Below are 20164 nucleotides of genomic sequence, written 5' to 3' on the forward strand. Positions count from 1 at the left end.
ACTAATACCGAGTAAAGGAAAGATTGGAGATATTTATTATGGAAAATGTTCAGCGCCTAAACTTGTCAATGAAATGGTATTTTGAGCAGTGGTTTATTAATATTTTACTAATAATCTTCTCTGTAATACCTTTTGCCAGTATATTAGTTATCCCTCTGCTATATGCTAAAAAGAAAACTATCAGTGAACAGCTCTATCCTTTAGTTGAATTGCAACAGGGTGGCGTCACTGCACAAAGCATGATTGCTGAAGCCCAAAATACAATCGAAAATATCAAAAGAAGCCATGAATATGAGTTATCACAATTAGAATATAAACTAGCTAATAGAAACTTCGAGTATCAAAACGTCATCAATCAAGCTCATGCTGATGCAAACTCACAGCTAGTTGGTTTAAACCAAGAAATTCAAGGGTTAATGAATCAACGAGCAAATATACTATACGAGATAAATAATCTCAATAACTCGTTAATTAAGTTAAACGATGAAGCTTTATATCAAAGCTTTGCCTTATATGAACCCCAATATACATTCCAAAACGTAGAGGACTACAAAGTTCAATTAGATCTCATCAGAGAGCAACAGAAATCTTTAATTAAAACCAATAGAGCTGCTTTAGGGGCCACAGATTGGACTGTAAATAATAGTAAATCTGAAGGTCGAAAGATGGTAAATGATACTAAAAAATTACTTTTAAGAGCATTTAATAATGAGTGTGACTTCGCAATTAACAAAGTAAACTATAGAAATTTTGAAGCTTCTAAAAAAAGAATTGCGACAGCATATTCTACTATTTCAAAACTTGGCAGAGTCATGTCAATCTCTATAACACCCGAATATTATGATTTAAAAATTCAAGAGTTACATTTGGCATTTGAATACGAGGAAATGAAACAACGCGAGAAAGAGCGCCTTCAAGAAATTCGTGCTGAACAACGTGAACAAGCTAAACTTCAAAGAGAGATTGCAGAAGAAAGAAAGAAACATAACAAAGAAAAAATTCACTATGCTACCGCTATAGTGGCAACAAAAGAACAATTGGCAATGTGTACCGATGAACTTCAACGTTCTAACTTAGAAGAAAAGTTACAAGAATTACAATCTGAAATGGAAGAAATCGATAAGAGTATAATAGATCTCGATTATCGAGAAGCAAACGAACGAGCTGGATATGTTTATATCATCTCTAACATTGGAGCATTTGGGCCCGATGTCTATAAAATCGGCATGACAAGGAGACTCGAACCTATGGATCGAATTAATGAGCTTGGAGATGCTTCTGTGCCATTCAAATTTGACGTACACGCCTTAATCTTTAGTAATGATGCTCCATCATTAGAAACAGCATTACACCAGGCTTTTGACAATGAAAAGATTAATATGGTAAACCCACGTAGAGAGTTCTTCCATGTTAAACTAGAAGAAATAATTAGAGTTGTAAAAGAAAACTTTGACGGAACTGTAGAGTTCACAAAAATCCCTGAAGCAACACAGTATCGCGAATCACTAAAACTAAAAGAAATACATAATATCCCTCAACCAATAATGGGATAATAATATAAGTTAAAAATACTTTAATATAACAAAGTTGATTGCATACTATAATGTGTAATTATAAAAAACCGCTTACTTACGTAAGCGGTTTTATTTTTTAATTTCTAAAGATAACTCTACTTATCCTAGTTCCCTAGCTTATCATTTGCAGCAAATATAATTTGCTCAAAAAAAAAACGAACTTTTCAAATGAAAAGTTCGTTTTTATTATGGTCTGGTGGACGATGACAGGATCGAACTGCCGACATCCTGCTTGTAAGGCAGGCGCTCTCCCAGCTGAGCTAATCGTCCATATTGGTGACCCGTGGGGGAATCGAACCCCCGATACCGCCGTGAAAGGGCGGTGTCTTAACCGCTTGACCAACGGGCCACTGGCTCCTCGAGTAGGACTCGAACCTACGACCGATCGGTTAACAGCCGATTGCTCTACCGACTGAGCTATCGAGGAATGGTACAAGAGATATTTTATACTAAATCAGGTTTTAATGCAAGCACTTTTTTTATTTATTTTTTACAATTTTTTCAAAATTCTGTATTAGCTTTTATACATACTTTACACAAGCGATTCTCCTTAGATGTTACAGCAAGACTTGCTATTCCTACAGAGTCTCTTAAAATCTGATTTTCCACAGGGCCTCGTTATCAACAGCAGTTTATACATATATTTTGCATAGACTACTTTGAAAGACATCCCTTCCCTATGTCCTTTCAGTAGGTAATATTACATAAATCATAGAGTACTACATAAGGCTATAAAGAACATAAAAAAACGACCGGGCATACACCCGGTCGTTTCAACGCTCCGCATCCTTCTAAATTCCATATCATTTATTACAGTTATATGCATTATTTAATATAAGCTATTCTGTGTTTCTCTTAGACAGTCATACATTGCGTTATATATGATGTACGTTACGTACATGCAAGGCAAATTTATTAGCCGTTAAAGCCGCGAAGCTGGCTAGCTGCCACTAAGCGTTTTAAAGCTACCATGTAAGCTGCTAAACGAGGATATACTTTGTATTCCTGTTGCATTGCCCACACTTCTTCAAAGCTCATCTTCATGTTCTTTTCAAGACGTTCGTTAACTTCGTCTTCAGACCAGTATAAGCCTTCTTTATTCTGTACCCATTCATAGTAGGATGTTACAACACCGCCGCCATTAGTAAGTACGTCAGGTAAAATATCTACGCCTTTTTCGAAGAAGTATAAGTCAGCTTCGTTAGTTGTAGGGCCGTTAGCACCTTCCAATAACAATTTAGCGCGAACTTCTTTCATGTTGGAACCGTTAATTTGGTTTTCCAAAGCTGCTAAATATAATACGTCTACGTCGAGTAGTAACAATTCGCGATTGTCGATGCGAGTCATGCCTTCTTCTTCATAGCCTTCCAAAGAACGACCATGAGCGTTAGCATATTTGTAAGCGCTTTCTACATCGATACCTTTTTCATTGTAAATGGAACCATGAACGTCGCCGATAGCTACGATCTTAGCGCCTTCACGATGCATCAATAAAGCACCAACGCTACCTACGTTACCGAAACCTTGAACAGCGATAGTTACATCGGAGATTTTCTTACCTTTTTTCTCTAAGTAGCTCTTCAATGTAAACATACAGCCGCGGCCGGTTGCTTCGTTACGGCCTAAGGAACCGCCTACTTCTAATGGTTTACCGGTAACAACACCTGGGGACCATACGCCTTTTAATGTGGAGTATTCGTCCACGATCCAAGCCATGATCTGAGGGTTAGTATTTACGTCCGGAGCCGGAACGTCAGTATCTACGCCGATAATTGGAGCAATTTTACGAACGAAACCGCGAGTCAAGCGTTCCAATTCGCGTTTGCTTAATTTCTTAGGATCAACTTTAATGCCGCCTTTACCGCCGCCATAAGGAAGGTGTGCGATAGAGTTCTTAATTGTCATCCAAGCTGCCAATGCACGAACTTCGTTTTCGTCAGCTTCAGGATGGAAACGGAGGCCGCCTTTAGCAGCGCCCATAATCGTACTATGTTGAGTGCGATAACCACTAAATACTTCCACATGCCCATCGTCCATATGAACCGGAATAGCTACTGTCATTTCGCGTTCAGGATGACGAATTACTTCGTAATCATTACGACTTAAACCTAACTTCTGAGCCGCTTCATCCAATGTGTTAAGCATGTTTTCATAAGGATTGTACTTTGCCATAACTTATCTCCTCACATATCAACAAATAACATATTACCCAATTCCTTTAGTGGTTGTTACAGAGTTGTTGGCCTTAATAAAGGCGATGTTTGATTTCTCTACGGCGCACTAACGGCATTAGTAAATAAAAGACTTAATTAATCTTTAATTCAACTATATCACAAGCCCTGGCGAATTCCTATGATTGTTTTATTTATAACATAATACTTAGAACTTAAAGTCATGATTTATAAAGTGCTTAAATTAAAAGAATCCAGGACATTATGAGTCCTGGATTCTAATTTTTTACATCATATATGACTATTCAATATAAGATTTTTTAGTTAAATTGCACAATCTATAGAATACTTTTAGTTTTAGTACCCTAAGGGCGTGCTCCGTCCCATATAAATACGCATTTTTTCTACGTATTTTAAAGTGAAATTTCCAATTCTACAGGGCAGTGATCGCTCCCCATAATTTGTGGGTGAATCTTCGCATCAACGATTTTATCATCCAACGATTTGGAAGTAATGAAGTAGTCAATTCTCCATCCTACGTTCCGGTCGCGCGCTTTGCCCATGTATGACCACCAGCTGTAAGCGTCGGTTGTATCCGGATATAGCTTTCTGAAAGTATCGGTGAAGCCGGCAGCTAACAATTCTGTCATTTTAGCACGTTCTTCATCAGTAAAACCTGCATTTTTGCGGTTTGTTTTAGGATTTTTCAAGTCGATTTCTTCGTGTGCCACATTTAAGTCGCCACAGAGGATAACCGGTTTCTTTGCATCCAGTTCCAATAAGAACTCTCTGAATGCGTCTTCCCAGGTCATACGGTATTCGAGGCGTGCCAATTCGCGCTGGCTGTTCGGTGTATAGCATGTAACGAGATAGAAGTTTTCGAACTCTGCCGTAATAACGCGACCTTCCTGATCGTGCTCTTCAATACCGATGCCATAAGTAACAGACAATGGTTTTACGCGAGTGAAAATAGCCGTACCGCTGTATCCTTTCTTCACCGCACTGTTCCAATACTGTTCGTAGCCCGGTAATTCCAGCTGAATTTGTTCCGGTTGCAACTTCGTTTCCTGCAAGCAGAACATATCCGCATCCAGCGCTTCAAAGCTATCCATAAATCCCTTCGTTACAGCGGCTCGCAAGCCGTTTACATTCCAAGATATTAACTTCATGTATACTCCTTTTTCTCTATCTATAATTCATTTATTGTCCGTTGTTGGACTTTTTCGCGCCCTCCGCATCAGCAGTCACCGTTTCAGTTCCTGCCGGTGCAGCCGTTGCACCTTCAGTGGCAGTTCCGTGAGCTGCCGCTTCAGCTGCGGCCTGTTGCGCTTCTTTCTGAAGTGCTTCCTCTTCTTTACGTTTTATATACGCATCAATTTTAGCTTTCCGTTGCTTCTTCGTAAGTTCCATAAACGCTGCAAACACCAAAAGCAACGCGGCAATAATATTGACCGTTGTAAAACCATGGCTATATATATGATAAATAATATATGCCAAGGCGATTATTGTAAGTACTCTTTGAATGCCTTGCATTCTAACAACCTCCAAGCGATTCTAAATTCTCAAGCAGCTATGTGTATAAAATGGTATCTCTATTACTTACCTGTATCTGACGCATACGGCGTAACAATCAGCTCGCCACGCACCAGCTCCGCCAAGTAAATCTGAGAAATAGTGTACCCTTGCGCCGCCACGGTTTCTTCAAGCCATGTCAAATCCTTATCCACTAAGGACAGCACATTTTCATCGGCCAAACCGTCAGCAATAAGAGGATAATGTACGGTATCTTCACCATATTTTACAACAGTAAGCTGACCGTTCTGTTCTAACACAGCCCGTTTCACTTCACCTACACGCGTTACGCCTGCAGCGCGAAGTTTCAAATGAAGATTGCCTGCATTAATACCATGTTTCATACATTCTTCTACCTGTATGACACCATAGTCAACAACTATAACCGGATCGCCGTCTACAATCTTTTTCACTACACGGCTGTAGGCCGTTAAAAAGCGCAAGCCCATAACTACGATAGTCCAGCCGATTAGAACGAGTAAAAATTGTAAAACGCCGATGGCTTCCGTATAAATAACGCCGCCGATGATACCGCCAAGTACATAGTTCTGCACCTGATCCACCGCCGAATTCGGCGCCAAATTACCCTTACCCATGAGATTAATCTGAAGCACCAGGCACAGAATCCCCAGGATAAGTTTAATCATGATTAGTGTGTAACCCGTTATCATCATGTCTTACTCCTTCGAAACATCAATTACATTGATTTTATTATTTACCATATGCACCTGGATCAGGGTATAGGCTTCAAAGTTTTTCGTAAAACGGACCTGATAAAAACGGTCCCTCACACTGATGATAATGCTGTCACTGAGCTGTAGGGCATTAACCCGCAAATCCTCTTTCGGCACAGCCAGTCGCTCCGACACACTCGTGAGAAAAGCGGCCATTCGGCCAAGGCCTTCCGAGCTTTTTAGCGAAGAGTTGTATTCGTTCCAACGAAGACCGAGGAAAAACAGAATGACTAAGGCTAATAATATAGTTAAGTCTCTGTATTTACTGTTCAGTCGATGGCGGATAAATTGAACGCTCGCCCCCAGAAGCGCCAGAAGCAAGAGAAAGGAAATACCGTATTGCACAACGGCATTTAATTGGCCCTGCTGCGCAATATATCCGTAGGTATAAAAGTCCAAACTGTATCACTCCTACATTAATGATTCATCATATACTGCGCGCGGACCGCCAATATATTTAGGACGGATACGGGCCGCTGTTAAATGCGCTTCCCCAATTGATTTAATGCTCAAGCGAACCGGTACTACTACAGGTTTTAAATGCATACCGATGAAAGTGTCACCAATATCAAGGCCTGCTTCCGCTTCCACTTTTTCAACCGCTACCGGTTCCTTAAAAGATGCATAGGCCGCCATAGATGCGGCACCGCCTGCATGCAATTGAGGAATTACGTTGCCGATAGGCCAGTTATGTGCTTTAGCTACCGCTTTTTCCACGATAACCGCACGGTTTAAATGTTCGCAGCATTGTACGCCCAGGTTAATACCTGCCGGTACCAATACTTCCTGTAAAGCGGCTACAATGGTCGTGCCCATTTCTTCCGCAGAATCTGTACCAATCTTTGATCCTCTAATTTCACTCGTGGAGCAGCCTACTACCAGTAAGTCGCCTCGTTCCAATTTTGCCACTTGGAGCAATTCCGTTACCGCCGTGTGTACGGCCTGTTTCAAATCAGTTTGACTAATAACATGCGTTGTCATACTAAAGCCTCCCTTAATAACTAGAGATTTTCTATCTTAATCAACGCACTGCATACCCGTTAAGGTATGCAGCCGCAGAGATTAAACCTATATCATTATATAACACTTAAGAATTCCATATGAACCACTGAAACTTCAGTCTAAAGCAAGTTCAACACGAACAAAGAAATCATAGTGGGCTACAATGAAGCTCACCACAATTAATCGTCGTCCTGCTCATCCAGTTCATAGTCTTTCGCCATCCAACGTTTTGTCGTTGTAAAGGTAATTGTCACCCATTTTTCATCAGCACGCCCGCCGATGGCCGCGTCGATTTCATTACGAATCTTATCCATATCTTCCACGCGCTGCGCTTCATAGTTCTTCGGCAACAAAATGTCAATTTCAATAAACCGCGTTTTACCATATTCCTGAATACTTGTTACATAGTCTTTGAAATGGTAGCGTTCCATGAAGTCGTCCATAATGGCCTGAATCTGTTCGTGAAGTGCTGTCGGTGCCAACCCGATAATCTGCTTTGTCGAAGGCACCAGGATTTTAATGGCACTCGGCATCATCTGTACGGACAATGCGATAAGAACGATACTATCCACGTAACGTGCGTAAGAAGCCCATTCGGTCTGTTCCAATGCCCAGGCAAAGGCGAAACTGATTAAAATCCCCGCTGCCAATACGGCGTCAATGGACCAGCTGATATTATCAAACTTAACCAGGTTTGACTTTAAGCGTTTATTCAATTGCCGCACATAGAAATAATAGGCCGAATCCACTACAGTAAAGAATGCGGCGTAAACTACGATCGGGCCCGCTTCAACCGTATGGCCCGAACCTAACAGGTCCGTAATCCCGGTCATGAAGGCATATAACACAAACAGCAAGGTAAAGAACCCTTCCACCATTAATACTAATGGTTCGAATTGCCAATACCCATACTGGAAACGCTTACTAGTTTCCCGGGAGATAAGCTTCGATGTCATAATCATCATTATTTTAATAATAACCGCCATAAAGGATACGATACCATCCAACAGAACGGCGGACGAACCGGTTACAACACCCATCACAGTACCGCTGACGGCAACCAGAAACATAAGCCATGCCGATTGCCACAACAATCGTTGTTCCACATCTTTTGTACTGATCACATAAATCCCCCCTTTCGAAAATTACATGTTCCTATAAGTATCTATAACTATTATACATGTTTTTTCCTACTTATAGATAACAAAAATCACTAAACTGAAATAAAATTCGTAACAATTTAATCATAAAAAATTAAATATATTACCTCCCTGTCAATAAAAAAGAGGGCTCCGAAAAGAAATCACACGAATTCTCTCTTAGCCCCCTATATAAGCCTTTTAGTTTGTGCGGTTACATTTCACCACATGAAGTTGTAAAAAGACCTGCTTATTCAGCCGGTACAATCGTACCATGGAATTTTTCTTCCATAAACTTCTTCACGCCTTCCGAATGAAATAATTCGGCAATGCGTTTGTAAGTCGGATTGTCTTTATCAGCATCGCGCGCCGCCAATACCATGACAGCCAACGGTTCATCCTTAGGTTCGAGGAACACGCCCTGTTTCTGCACATCAAGGCCTGCGCTCATTACATAGTTCATCGGAATCGCCGCCAATGCCACATCATCAAGACTGCGCGGTAATTGTGCCGCTTCCAATTCTTCGAACTTCAAGTTCTTAGGATTGCTTGTAATGTCAGCCTTTGTCGCCTTATAGCCTACGCCGTCTTTCAACGTAATCAGGCCCGCTTTCGCCAACAAGGCATAGCCACGACCGCCATTAGTCGGATCATTAGGTACCGCTACAGTGGCACCGTCAGGTAAATCTTTTACATCTTTAACGGAGTTGCTGTAAAGACCCATGCGCATTAAAATCGTTTTGCCGATAGGCACTAAGTTCGTATTGTTTTGTTTGTTAAAATTGTCTAAGAACGGCTTGTGCTGATAGCTGTTCAAGTCCAAATCACCTTCCGCCAATGCTTTATCCGGCGTAATGTAATCGGAGAACTCAACGACTTTGATGTTAATGCCTTCTTTAGCCGCTTCTTTTGCTACCGCTTCAACAACCTCAGCATGAGGGCCTGCGGTGGCACCAATTTTAATTTCTTTAGAACCGGTCTGACTCGACGAACCTCCGGATCCACATCCGGCAATGCCCAGCGCCAATACGGCCGCCAATAATGGAAGTACTATCTTCTTTAACTTCATATAAATTACCTCTTTCTCTCAATATTATATGTCTTCTCACGGACATATTCCCCCTTGGACGTCTCAAAAGTCCATTACTAATATACTACCATATAAAATCAACTTCGAAAAGAGGGGCCCCCGGGCATAGAAGCCTGTTCCCTATAGCAATAATCTATAAGGTGCTATCAGTACTTCATATACCGCAGAGGTCCCTGCCTATGCTTACTGTTTATGCTTACTGTTTATGCTTACTGTTCCTGCTCAGCAAATATATCCACACCGTCATCTTCTGTATATTCTTCGTGTACAATAGGGCGTTTGTAAATGCCGCCCAAGTAGTACCCTGCCGTAACGATGGCGATAAAAATCCACCCGATAATCAAGGACAATCGTGTTGATTCATTCCACCACATGCCGATAGTAACCAGTACTAAAAACAAGAGGCAGAAATAATTGGAATATGGATACAATGGCGATTTAAACGGATGTTTCGCCATAATTTCTTCGCCCCAACGCTTACGGAATTTCAGCTGTGCCCCGGCCAATACAAACCAGGATACCATCGCCGGAAATACGCTGGCGCTGTAAATATATAAGAAGAGCTGCGTATTCGGGAATATGTAATTCAAAAATACGCCCAGTCCCAACGCCGCAATGGATACGTAAATACCGTTACGCGGCACGCCCGCCTTCGACAACTTGCCGAACATTTTAGGGGCCTGACCGTTTTGCGCCAAGGTGTACAGCATACGGCCACAGCTATACACACCGCTGTTACAGCCGGACAAAGCGGCCGTGAGAACAACGAAGTTAATGATCCCCGCTGCACTGGTAATACCGATGCGAGAGAATGTCTGCACAAAAGGACTGCCAATGAAGCTCAGTTCGTTCCACGGATAAATACAAAGAATGACGAAAATGGCGCCTACGTAGAAGATCAAAATACGCCACACAATACTTTTTACAGCCTTTACCAAGGTATGACGAGGATTTTGCGCCTCACCGGCAGTAATGCCTACCAGTTCCACCCCTTGGAATGCAGCCGCCACCACGCACATGGCGATGAGCATACCTTCCATGCCGTGTGGGAAAAATCCGCCATGCTCCCACAAGTTGGAAATACCGATCGGCACACCATTATTACCGAAGCCGAAAATAATTAACGCCGCCCCGGCAATGAGCATGAATACAATGGTGGATACTTTAATCAACGCGAACCAGAATTCAAACTCGCCGTAATATTTAACGGACACCAAGTTAGCCGCCACAACGATACCCATCCCGACCAATGCCGATATCCAATGTGGAAATTCCGGGAACCAGTAACTCATATAGATGCCCACGGCGGTCACTTCCGCCATGCCTACCGTAATCCACATGAACCAGTAGCACCAGGCGGTTAAGAAGCCCACATATGGTGAAATGTACCGATAGCCGTAAGCGGCAAAAGAACCGGGCACAGGCTCCAGATACAACATTTCCCCCATAATCCGCATAATTAAAAACATTACAACGCCTGCTAAGGCATAACACAGCAGTACGGCCGGACCGGCGGTCTGAATCGTACTTGCTGAGCCCATAAACAGGCCTACCCCAATCGTTCCTCCCAGGGCGATCATCTCCACATGACGCGGTTTCAAATGACGTCCCAATTGTTCCGATTTCATAAAACAATATCTCCTTCTAGCTCAAAAACTCTATCTCTTTCCTTCTGCCTGCACACAGGCTTTACTACATAAAATAAGGCCATGTTTGGCAACACGGCCTTATTGTTAACTTCTAATACGCTAAATGCATCTGCTATTTAATGACTGCCGGGAATCCGTGGTCAATTAATGTTTGATGCAGATTTTTCACATGTTTTTCGCCCATCGTTTCAATTTCCAATGACACGTGTACGTAGCCCACTTCAATATCGCGCTGACTGCGATCATGCCAAATACTCAAAATATTAGCATTCGTGTCGGAAATGAGACCGGTCAATGTAGATAATACGTGTGGACGGTCCTGTACAATAACATCCAGATAAATACGGCGCCATGATTTTACGAGACCGTTGTTGATAATACGGTCAATCATGTTCACATCGATGTTACCGCCACTTACGAGGGCTACGACCTTTTTACCTGCCAGGCCGTCAATTTTATCGTTAATCATCGCTGCCACCGGACACGCACCCGCACCTTCAACAGCTGTTTTAACACGTTCTAACAAGAATAAGATGGTTTCCGCAATTTCCGATTCCGTTACCGTTACCACTTCATCCACGTACTGTTGCACCATTTCAAAGGTCAATGTACCCGGCGTACCAACGGCAATCCCGTCAGCCAAGCTCTTATTGGCCGGTACGGTTACTATGTGGCCTTCTTTCAAGGACTGCTGCATGGATGGCATATTGGCAGTCTGTACGCCGATAATGCGGATACTTGGCTTAACTGCCTTGGCTGCTGCGGCTACGCCGGCAATGAGTCCGCCACCACCGACAGGGACAATGATTACGTCCGCATCAGGCACTTCTTCCAAAATTTCAAGACCGATGGTCCCCTGACCGGCCATAACCACAGGATCATCAAAGGGGTGACAGAATGTGTAACCCTTTTTTTCCTGCAAACAGCATGCTTCATTATATGCATCTGCGTAGAAATCACCGGACAACACTACATCGGCACCGTAGCTCAATGTAGCTTCCACCTTAGAGAGAGGCGCGTTGGAAGGCATACAAATTGTGGCTTTGCAGCCATATTCCTTAGCCGCTAACGCTACGCCTTGTGCATGATTCCCTGCTGACGAGGCTACAATTCCCAGCGCTCGTTCTTCGTCTGTAAGCGATGCCACCTTATTGTAAGCGCCACGCAATTTGAAAGAACCGGTGCGTTGGAAATTTTCCATTTTCAAATATACTTCACAACCACAGCGTTGACTCAGTGATGTGGACTGCATAATCGCCGTCTCCTGAGCCACCCCTTTTAATCGATTTCTCGCCTCTTTAATCATGTCCAAAGTAACCATAGCGTGTGCCATATTAAACCTCCTCATCAAAAAAGACTTGTAAAGGCTCTCTCTCTGGCATGTAACGGTATTTATATTGCGGATACCCCACCATGATCGCCCCAGCGACCTTGTACCCGTCCGGAAGCCCTAACTTTTCTAACAGCGGTTCATAGCCGGCCTGTGCGCAAAATTCCACAAAACCCGACCAGCAGCTGCCCAGCCCCAACGTAGGTGCGAACAACTCCGCATAGGTTAAACAGAAATGCCCGTTATCGCGACCGCGTTCTGCTATTTCACCGGAATCCTTACTTAAGGCCAACACTAATGCCGGTGCTTTATGAAGAATAAAATCACGGCCTGTCTTGTTGTAACGTTCCGCATTCATGGCGTAGAGACGCATACGTCCATTGGACTTGCCCATTTCATGCATCCAGTTCATAACTACGCCGCTAATAGCCTGTAACTGCTCTTTATCTTGAATAACGCGATAGGAAACGCCCTGACTGTTCGTGCCCGTTGGTGCCATGCTGGCAATTTTCAAAAGACGCATAATTGATTCTTTAGATACTTCCTTGTCTTTGAAAATGCGGATGGAACGCCGATAGCGCATGAACTGCTCAGCCTCTTCAGGCGTAGGCAATGTATAGTCACCGATTTTTGTCTGCTCTGCACGCGGCGTCACATCGTAGTCAATCGCCTCCGTTGGACAAATAGCTACACAATGACCGCATACTATGCAACTGCCCCGTCCGGCCACCGGACCATTGTCGCTCATCTTCAAGAGCCCTGTCGGGCATTCGGCCACACACATATTACACCGTATACAGACTTCTGTATTCACTGAAAAGCTCATTTAACAGCCTCCTTATAAATAGTTCGCTCATGATTATACCGCAAAAAAGGAAATTTGTACACTCATACAAGCCCTTTAGTACCACATAGAGCCTCTTCATTCCGTTTAATTTTTGTTTAACACTTTTTTATACTTTGTTGATTCTTCTGTATTAAACTAAACCTATGCAACAAACTGTCAACATAAGACATATCAACCTTTTGACAGCTCACACAATAAAGTATTAATATGTTATAACAGTAACATATTAATATGCTATAGATGATTACAAAGCACTACATTATGTAAGAATAAAGCACTGCATTATATAAGAACTGAGACTATATAAGAATCGAGGTCATTATGGATATTCTCACCACTGATAATTTATCCTTTCAAAATACCATACAGTATCCTGATATACGCATTCCCAAAGAAGCCATGACCTTTATTCAAGGGCCCAGCGGTTGCGGGAAAACGACGCTGTTCAAGTTGTTCAACAACACCTTGTCCCCTTCAACGGGTACAATTTATTTAGACGGCAAGGATACACGGGACATGAACGCACTGGAGCTGAGAAAGCGCATTTTACTGGTGAATCAACAGGCCTTCCTCTTCGACGGTACCATTAAAGATAACTTTGAACAGTTCTACGCCTATCGGGAAACGCCGGTGCCTACGCAGGAGTGCATGGATTTTTTCCTAAATCTGGCCATTGCACCGTTTACAGTAGATAAAGAAATTACTTATTTATCCGGCGGTGAACGGCAACGTGTGTTCAACGCCATCATGCTTTCCTTGGAGGCGGACGTTTACTTATGGGACGAACCGAGTTCCGCGCTCGACTCCGCTACCGCTACAGAATTTTTCACTAACCTGAAAGAGTATATGAAAACGAACCATAAAACGTCAGTCATCATTTCTCATGACAAGAATTTATATCCTGTGTTCAGCGATCAGACGATTGTGCTCAGCGCACCTCGTAAAACATCACCCACTGTAGTTCTTAAATCCCGGGAGGCCTAATCATGACAGAATCCATAAGTATGGAGTTGACCGGTTTTCTTTCTACCTATATACTCCTTCTCATCGTTGGTGCCGTGTTTAAATACTGCGGCATCGATCAGACAAAATATTTAATCTTCGGTTCCATTCAAATGAGCGTCCAACTCATCATTGCCGGTTATGTACTACTTTACATATTCCAATCACCGTCGCCATTTTTTATCTTTCTCTACCTGGCATTGATGGTGGGCTTCGCCATTTATCGCACACTGAACAAAAATAAATGGCTCAATCAGCGCTTCCGCTGGATTGTAGCCATTTCCATCTTCTTAACTTGCACATGTATTACCCTGTTTATGCTCCTTGCGGTAATTCGTAAAGATATTTTAAACCCTCAATTTGTCATTCCAATCAGCGGCATGCTCGTAAGCGCCACCATGAACGGTGCCACCTTGGCACTAAAAACATTCAAAGAAGTGCTCACCGGCCACCGCCAGCAAATTGAAGTGCTCTTAAACGTAGGTGCCGATCCGGCCAAAATACTCCATCCATTTATTAACCAATCCTTGGAAACGGCATTTCTACCTACAATGAACTCCATGGTAGGTATGGGCATCACCGCCTTGCCGGGCATGATGACCGGTCAGATTTTAGCCGGCGCCTTGCCAAACGAAGCGGTGCTCTACCAAAGTACCATCATGATTGCCAACTGCAGCTGCGTATGTCTCGCTTCATTCGGACTCCTCTACTTCGGCGCCCGCACCTTATGGAACAAACAGTTACAAATCATGCCTATTACTTTGGAAAAGGTGAAATAAGCAATCTCAGTTAAAGCTACTGCAGAGCGGTTGGGTATTGAAAACTAAAAAATTACGCCTATAAAATATTATGCCCATAAAGTATTACGCCTATAAAACATTACGTTTATAAAACAAAAAACTATCGAACCGGTCTAAGGACTGATTCGATAGTTTTTTTATATTATAGGAAGATGATTTGCATAGCCTCATCAGCAACTGATGGGATTCTGCTTGAGTTGAAATTGCTGATACAGTGATAATCGAAATTACTGTTTAGCATGATTTACAAAGTTATGCGTCAACGACTTCTTGTTTGTTGCTTACCGGACGATCTACTGTAGTTTCGTCATTGAAGGCATTTTGGTCAAATGTGCCCATGAGTTTATCTACTACGATCGCATTGGTCATGGAACCGCTTACGTTAAGCATTGTACGGCCCATATCAATGATTGGGTCAATAGCCAATACCGGAGAAATCAAACCGTAGAATGCGCCAAGGCCTGTACCGGACAAGGATACGGATGCAGCCATAGTCGCTGTACCCGGAATACCGGCAATACCCAAGGAACCGAGGGCAATAACGATAACGCTCATTACATACATAGTGATATCCAGTTCAACACCGGCTACATTAGCAATGTAAACGATACAAAGAGCCGGGAAGATACCCGCACACCCCTGCATACCTGCAGTTGTACCGAAGCTGCCAACTGTATTAGCTGTCGCCGCATTTACACCTAGACGTTTAGTCAATGTATCTACTGTCAATGGCAATACACCCATACTGGAACGGGATGTGAAAGCCAAGAACAATGGAGCTCTTGCTTTGCGGAAGTACATAACCGGATTTACACCGAACATCATGAGTAATACGGACTGTACCACCAACATAATAACAACGCCCACGTAAATCAATAGAACGAAGAGGCCCATGTCGGCAATCGCCTGGAAACCTTTAGTGGCAATTGTGCTTGCTAACAAAGCTAAAACGCCGTAAGGCATTAAGCCGATAACAAAGTCAGCCACCCAGGAAATGATTAAATGTAATTCGTTGAAGAATTTAGTAACTAATTCCAAGTCACTGGTACCGGTCTGTTTGATCAAACGGGCAATACCGCCGATGATAACGCCGAATACTACAACAGCGATTACGCTGGTGTTAGCCATAGAAGCTACAGGGTTCTTAGGAATTAACGCACGGATTGTATCTACTACAGGTGTTACGTCTTTCATTTTAGCAGGGCCTGTAGATGCCATGGACATACCTTCACCAAGGTGTGCCAAAGAACCTAATGCCAAGCCTACCGCAGCGGCAATAGCCACCATGATTAACGCCACAGCTGCCGTGGAGGTTACCAACTTTTTCAAGTCTGTACTGCTGTTCATGTTTAAAATAACATGGATAATCGATACAAATACCAATGGAATAACGAGCATCAAGATTAAATCAATGAAGCCGCCACCGATTAAGGAGAACCATTTTGTACTTTCCTTGATGAATAATACTTTCGTAGGATCTGTAGGGAATCCTGCCAGAGCCTGTACGAAGAAGCCAAGGGCCGCACCGATAAGAGTACCAATAATAACCAATGTACCAAATGCTACTTTTTGACGTTGCAAGTAGTACATAAAGCCCAGTAATGCTGCAAAAACTGCAATAATGAAAATACTGGTTGGTGTACTAATCATTAAAAACTGTTGAAAAAATGGAATATTCAATTCCGCTCCTCCTAACTTTATTCAATTGTGAATGTGACTGGTTAATTATAACACAGAACCTTTTAAATTCCTACTATTTTGATATAGATATTTTTTATCTAGTTTAACGCTATGTTTGTCGCCACAAACAAGGCATTTACAGCAAAGCTATACGCCCAACGTCATTGCTATAAAATTATTAGCTATAAAATTGTGCGCTATAGTGTTGCGTTGCAAAATAATCGTCGCAGAATAATCGCTACAAAATCATCAAGCCTATAATTGACCGGAATAACATTTTACACATGCCGCCATTTTGATTTCCTACATCTTAAATCCTACGTTTTTAATATAGGTTCCCAAATATGACAAAACCGATGGCAATACATTCGTACCGCCATCGGTTCCATTTCGTTAGTCATTATAGGCTTTGCTTAAACAGCCATCGGGAAGATTTCCGCAACCGCCGCCGAACTGTTCAGTCCGGAAGAAGATATAACGATAACAAAATGCTCCCCCATGGGCATGTTTAAAATTTGATTTTTCGCTCTCTTAATCTACCAAGATAAAGGTTACATTAATCGGGCCGTGAACACCAACTACACGTACAAGTTCGATATCCGCCGTATTGGATGGACCGGAAATATGAACTACGTTTGTTGGGAAGTTTTCAGGATCGGCCTGATAAATTTCTTTAAGTTTTGCCATTGTCTGCGTCATGCGAGGCATGATAGTTTCAGTGCGGATAACGGCAATGTGACAAAGTGGCAACAAGCCAACGGAACGACCGCTTGCTTCAAAGCTTGGCTGAATAACTGTAGCTGTTTCAGCAATACCTGCCAATGGGAATGTAATCCCGATTTCAGCAGTTCTTGCTTCATTTACATTCGCTTCACGGCCATTAGCGCCAACCCATTGGAAGAAAGTAGCTTCGCTAGGATCTACTGCTTTAAAAGCTTCTTCCAATTTATATTTAGCCACTTCTTCGGTGGAAGGATAAATAACCTTTCCGCCGCCACGTTCTTTAATTTCATTAATAATAGCTTCCGCTACATGTGCTTCATCAGTAGTTACATATTTAGTACCTACTTTTTCACATTCCACTTTGAACATATCTACAACTTGTTCATGTGTAAGGTCGGAATACATGTTGTTTTGAGGCCCTTTTACATAAGGATATGGAGCTACATAAGTAGGGATCTCTTTACGTCCTAATGCATGAGAAATACGGCCAAAAAATGCGTTACGTTTTGCTTCATCCATTGTCATTTCTCTCCTTACTTGCTCTTCTTAGCAGCTTCATAGGCAGCATATACATCACGGAATTTCTTCATCTTAAGAGTATTCATATCTTTGGCCTTCACCCAACCGCCTACAACCGGTAAGAGTTTAGTCCAATCGGCCATAACACCGTTCTTACTCATAAGTTTCATGCCGATAGCACCAAGCTTAGTACCGTAGTCGAACAGGAAGGAGTTACTGAACACAGTGGCCACTGTATTGAAGATTGCTTTTTCTGCAGCAGGGCGTAAGTTAGCTTTTTCAGCAATGTTTACACGATGCTTGCGAAGTAATTCGTGGAGTGGAATCTTAACCGGACAATGTTCCCAACATTCGCCGCACAATGTGGACGCGTAAGGTAAGTCGCCGGCTTTTTCATAACCTACAAGAAGAGGTGTCAATACGGCACCCATAGGTCCCGGATAGATGGAGCCGTACGCATGGCCTGTAATGTGACGATATACAGGGCAGATGTTCATGCAGGCGCCGCAGCGGATACAACGAAGCATGGAGTTGAATTCGCCGCCTAAAATATTGGAACGACCATTATCTACGATGATAATGTGAAGTTCTTCAGGGCCGTCTGCTTCACCAGGTTTAGCAGGGCCTGTAATTACGGAGAAATAGTTGGAGATCTTAGCACCTACAGAGGAGCGGATCAACATTTCCATCATAACGTCAAGACCGGCAAAGTCCGGAACCAGACGTTCCATACCCATAAGACAAATCATAGTCTTAGGCATGGAGCTACTCATACGGCCGTTACCTTCGTTGGACACGATAGTAATGGAACCGGTTTCAGCAACGGCGAAGTTACAGCCGGTGAAGCCGATATCTGCATGAAGGAAACGATCGCGAATACGTTTACGTACGAAACGTGTCATTTCTTCAGGATCTTCCGTACCTTCGTAACCTAATTTTTCATGGAAGGTTTTGCGGATGCGGTCACGGGAGAAGTGAAGAGCCGGTACTACGATGTGAGATGGTGGATTCCAGTCAGCAGTCTGAAGGATAAATTCCGCCAAGTCAGTTTCGTTTACTTCTACGCCGGCTGCCATCAAGTGTTCGTTAAGGCTGATTTCTTCGGAAACCATTGTTTTACCTTTTACGACCATTTTAGCGTTCTTAGCACGTACAACTTCCATTACATATGCGTTAGCTTCTTCCGCATCAGCAGCGAAGTGAACGTGAGCGCCTGCCTTGCTGGCATTTTCTGCGAATTGATTCAAATAATAGTCCAAGTTGCTGAGTACATGGTCACGAAGTTCAGCCGCTTCATCGCGGAATTCTTCCCATTCAGGTACCTGGTCAACTAAAGTTTTACGTTTTTGATAGAATACATCTTGCGCTTTTTGAATGGCTTTTACCTTAAAGTCATTGGCAAGAACATCCTTAACGCGTTCTTTAAACGGGCGTTGATCATATAAAATAGCCATTTTCAGTTCCTCCTAACGACTAGCGACAGTTCAACAATTCAGCAATGTGCATTACGCGGATGTGACGATCGATTTCGCCATCTTTATATAAGCGTTCCAACATACCTTCAATGTTCATAAGGCAGGCTTGGTCGCTGCCGGCTACTACATTAGCGCCGGATTCGTAAATTGTCATTGCTTTTTCGCGTGTCATAACCGCAGAGATTTCTGGCTCTTTTACTGTGAATGTACCACCGAAGCCACAGCATCTGTCAGCGCGATGCATTGGAAGGTATTCCAACCCTTTGATGCCTTCAAGAAGTTTCATAGGTTGTTCTTTAATACCCATTAGACGAGTTACATGGCATGATTTATGATAGGTTACTTTGTCGTTGAAAGTGGCACCAACATCGGTAACACCTAATACGTCAACGATAAATTCAGTGAACTCATAAATACGTTCACTTAATTTGGCGGCGCGGGCCAACCATTCAGGTTCGTCCTTTAATACATGGCGATATTCATCGCGAATTGCCAGTGCACAGGAACCGGATAAACTTACTACATAGTCTGCATTTTCGAATACTTCGATAGTATTCTTGATGGCTGCCTTGGCCCCCTGGTCATAACCGGAGTTCATAAACATCTGTCCGCAACAAACCTGTTTCTTAGGAACAGTAATGTCACAGCCCAGGCGTTCTAAAACCTGTACGCCGGCCATTCCCACATGGGGATAAAACATGTCAATCAAACATTGTGAAAATAAATGAATTTTCATTTCCTCACATCCTCATCTTTCCTACGTACTTACAACGATTGATTCTCCACACTTGCGCATACATTTCTAATACTCTCGATTTAGAAAACATATTTTTAACCAGTTGTATAGAAATCACTAC

The 20164-nt window shown here is 42.8% G+C and carries 18 protein-coding genes and 3 tRNA genes; 3 read left to right on the forward strand and 18 right to left on the reverse strand.

Annotated features, from left to right (window positions below; all coding sequences use genetic code 11):
* Positions 1-38: 38 nt before the first annotated feature.
* Positions 39-1553 carry a DUF4041 domain-containing protein gene (locus KHZ77_RS02085; RefSeq protein WP_295195201.1) on the forward strand — a complete coding sequence of 505 codons (1515 nt, stop codon included), beginning with the start codon at positions 39-41 and terminating at the stop codon, positions 1551-1553.
* A 215-nt stretch (positions 1554-1768) separates the two neighbouring features.
* Here the strand turns inward: KHZ77_RS02085 and KHZ77_RS02090 are convergent.
* From KHZ77_RS02090 to KHZ77_RS02155, 14 genes are all read right to left on the reverse strand, one after another.
* Positions 1769-1844, reverse strand: a tRNA-Val gene (locus tag KHZ77_RS02090).
* 4 nt (positions 1845-1848) lie between these two features.
* Positions 1849-1923: transfer RNA gene (locus KHZ77_RS02095), tRNA-Glu, on the reverse strand.
* A gap of 2 nt (positions 1924-1925) precedes the next feature.
* Positions 1926-2001: transfer RNA gene (locus KHZ77_RS02100), tRNA-Asn, on the reverse strand.
* Between the two features lie 488 nt (positions 2002-2489).
* Positions 2490-3746, reverse strand: a complete 1257-nt coding sequence (locus KHZ77_RS02105; protein ID WP_295195203.1) for a Glu/Leu/Phe/Val dehydrogenase — start codon at positions 3744-3746, stop codon at positions 2490-2492.
* 412 nt (positions 3747-4158) lie between these two features.
* The gene (locus tag KHZ77_RS02110) at positions 4159-4914 is read right to left on the reverse strand and encodes an exodeoxyribonuclease III (RefSeq protein WP_295195205.1); all 756 of its coding nucleotides are present in this window, start codon (positions 4912-4914) and stop codon (positions 4159-4161) included.
* Between the two features lie 31 nt (positions 4915-4945).
* Positions 4946-5278, reverse strand: coding sequence for a hypothetical protein (locus KHZ77_RS02115; protein ID WP_295195207.1), 333 nt, complete (start codon positions 5276-5278; stop codon positions 4946-4948).
* A 62-nt stretch (positions 5279-5340) separates the two neighbouring features.
* Positions 5341-5991: a DUF421 domain-containing protein gene (locus KHZ77_RS02120; RefSeq protein WP_295195209.1), complete on the reverse strand. Its 651-nt coding sequence runs from the start codon at positions 5989-5991 to the stop codon at positions 5341-5343.
* Between the two features lie 3 nt (positions 5992-5994).
* Positions 5995-6450 carry a DUF3290 domain-containing protein gene (locus KHZ77_RS02125; protein WP_295195211.1) on the reverse strand — a complete coding sequence of 152 codons (456 nt, stop codon included), beginning with the start codon at positions 6448-6450 and terminating at the stop codon, positions 5995-5997.
* 12 nt (positions 6451-6462) lie between these two features.
* Complete coding sequence (locus KHZ77_RS02130; RefSeq protein ID WP_295195212.1) at positions 6463-7032, reverse strand: TIGR01440 family protein; 570 nt, start codon at positions 7030-7032, stop codon at positions 6463-6465.
* A gap of 200 nt (positions 7033-7232) precedes the next feature.
* The gene (locus KHZ77_RS02135; protein ID WP_295195770.1) at positions 7233-8183 is read right to left on the reverse strand and encodes a cation transporter; all 951 of its coding nucleotides are present in this window, start codon (positions 8181-8183) and stop codon (positions 7233-7235) included.
* A 259-nt stretch (positions 8184-8442) separates the two neighbouring features.
* Positions 8443-9261, reverse strand: coding sequence for a MetQ/NlpA family ABC transporter substrate-binding protein (locus KHZ77_RS02140; protein ID WP_295195214.1), 819 nt, complete (start codon positions 9259-9261; stop codon positions 8443-8445).
* 230 nt (positions 9262-9491) lie between these two features.
* Positions 9492-10910, reverse strand: coding sequence for an amino acid permease (locus tag KHZ77_RS02145; RefSeq protein WP_295195216.1), 1419 nt, complete (start codon positions 10908-10910; stop codon positions 9492-9494).
* 133 nt (positions 10911-11043) lie between these two features.
* Positions 11044-12264 carry a threonine ammonia-lyase gene (ilvA, locus tag KHZ77_RS02150; protein WP_295195218.1) on the reverse strand — a complete coding sequence of 407 codons (1221 nt, stop codon included), beginning with the start codon at positions 12262-12264 and terminating at the stop codon, positions 11044-11046.
* 1 nt (position 12265) lies between these two features.
* Positions 12266-13087: a nitroreductase family protein gene (locus tag KHZ77_RS02155; RefSeq protein WP_295195220.1), complete on the reverse strand. Its 822-nt coding sequence runs from the start codon at positions 13085-13087 to the stop codon at positions 12266-12268.
* 342 nt (positions 13088-13429) lie between these two features.
* On the opposite strand from KHZ77_RS02155, the gene KHZ77_RS02160 reads away from it, so the two are divergent.
* Both KHZ77_RS02160 and KHZ77_RS02165 read left to right on the forward strand, forming a co-directional pair.
* Positions 13430-14092: an ABC transporter ATP-binding protein gene (locus KHZ77_RS02160; protein WP_295195222.1), complete on the forward strand. Its 663-nt coding sequence runs from the start codon at positions 13430-13432 to the stop codon at positions 14090-14092.
* Positions 14093-14094: 2 nt separating this feature from the next.
* Complete coding sequence (locus KHZ77_RS02165) at positions 14095-14889, forward strand: ABC transporter permease (protein ID WP_295195224.1); 795 nt, start codon at positions 14095-14097, stop codon at positions 14887-14889.
* A 273-nt stretch (positions 14890-15162) separates the two neighbouring features.
* Here the strand turns inward: KHZ77_RS02165 and KHZ77_RS02170 are convergent, their stop codons facing one another.
* The 4 genes from KHZ77_RS02170 to KHZ77_RS02185 form a co-directional block, all read right to left on the reverse strand.
* The gene (locus KHZ77_RS02170; RefSeq protein ID WP_295195226.1) at positions 15163-16590 is read right to left on the reverse strand and encodes a cation:dicarboxylase symporter family transporter; all 1428 of its coding nucleotides are present in this window, start codon (positions 16588-16590) and stop codon (positions 15163-15165) included.
* 531 nt (positions 16591-17121) lie between these two features.
* Positions 17122-17832, reverse strand: coding sequence for a lactate utilization protein C (locus tag KHZ77_RS02175; protein WP_295195228.1), 711 nt, complete (start codon positions 17830-17832; stop codon positions 17122-17124).
* 14 nt (positions 17833-17846) lie between these two features.
* On the reverse strand, positions 17847-19286 hold the full coding sequence (locus KHZ77_RS02180; protein WP_295195230.1) for a LutB/LldF family L-lactate oxidation iron-sulfur protein: 1440 nt from the start codon (positions 19284-19286) through the stop codon (positions 17847-17849).
* A gap of 19 nt (positions 19287-19305) precedes the next feature.
* Complete coding sequence (locus KHZ77_RS02185) at positions 19306-20043, reverse strand: (Fe-S)-binding protein (protein ID WP_295195232.1); 738 nt, start codon at positions 20041-20043, stop codon at positions 19306-19308.
* Between the last annotated feature and the right edge of the window lie 121 nt (positions 20044-20164).

Source organism: Veillonella sp., assembly GCF_018364065.1.
In the GTDB taxonomy this organism is placed as follows: domain Bacteria; phylum Bacillota; class Negativicutes; order Veillonellales; family Veillonellaceae; genus Veillonella_A.

What these genes read in the sequence shown, in the direction of transcription:
- KHZ77_RS02105 (WP_295195203.1), bottom strand. Translation starts at nt 3,746, where the DNA reads ATGGCAAAGTACAATCCTTATGAAAACATGCTTAACACATTGGATGAA.
- KHZ77_RS02160 (WP_295195222.1), top strand. Translation starts at nt 13,430, where the DNA reads ATGGATATTCTCACCACTGATAATTTATCCTTTCAAAATACCATACAG.
- KHZ77_RS02130 (WP_295195212.1), bottom strand. Translation starts at nt 7,032, where the DNA reads ATGACAACGCATGTTATTAGTCAAACTGATTTGAAACAGGCCGTACAC.
- ilvA (WP_295195218.1), bottom strand. Translation starts at nt 12,264, where the DNA reads ATGGCACACGCTATGGTTACTTTGGACATGATTAAAGAGGCGAGAAAT.
- KHZ77_RS02185 (WP_295195232.1), bottom strand. Translation starts at nt 20,043, where the DNA reads ATGAAAATTCATTTATTTTCACAATGTTTGATTGACATGTTTTATCCC.
- KHZ77_RS02085 (WP_295195201.1), top strand. Translation starts at nt 39, where the DNA reads ATGGAAAATGTTCAGCGCCTAAACTTGTCAATGAAATGGTATTTTGAG.
- KHZ77_RS02180 (WP_295195230.1), bottom strand. Translation starts at nt 19,286, where the DNA reads ATGGCTATTTTATATGATCAACGCCCGTTTAAAGAACGCGTTAAGGAT.
- KHZ77_RS02175 (WP_295195228.1), bottom strand. Translation starts at nt 17,832, where the DNA reads ATGGATGAAGCAAAACGTAACGCATTTTTTGGCCGTATTTCTCATGCA.
- KHZ77_RS02155 (WP_295195220.1), bottom strand. Translation starts at nt 13,087, where the DNA reads ATGAGCTTTTCAGTGAATACAGAAGTCTGTATACGGTGTAATATGTGT.
- KHZ77_RS02140 (WP_295195214.1), bottom strand. Translation starts at nt 9,261, where the DNA reads ATGAAGTTAAAGAAGATAGTACTTCCATTATTGGCGGCCGTATTGGCG.
- KHZ77_RS02165 (WP_295195224.1), top strand. Translation starts at nt 14,095, where the DNA reads ATGACAGAATCCATAAGTATGGAGTTGACCGGTTTTCTTTCTACCTAT.
- KHZ77_RS02145 (WP_295195216.1), bottom strand. Translation starts at nt 10,910, where the DNA reads ATGAAATCGGAACAATTGGGACGTCATTTGAAACCGCGTCATGTGGAG.
- KHZ77_RS02115 (WP_295195207.1), bottom strand. Translation starts at nt 5,278, where the DNA reads ATGCAAGGCATTCAAAGAGTACTTACAATAATCGCCTTGGCATATATT.
- KHZ77_RS02110 (WP_295195205.1), bottom strand. Translation starts at nt 4,914, where the DNA reads ATGAAGTTAATATCTTGGAATGTAAACGGCTTGCGAGCCGCTGTAACG.
- KHZ77_RS02120 (WP_295195209.1), bottom strand. Translation starts at nt 5,991, where the DNA reads ATGATGATAACGGGTTACACACTAATCATGATTAAACTTATCCTGGGG.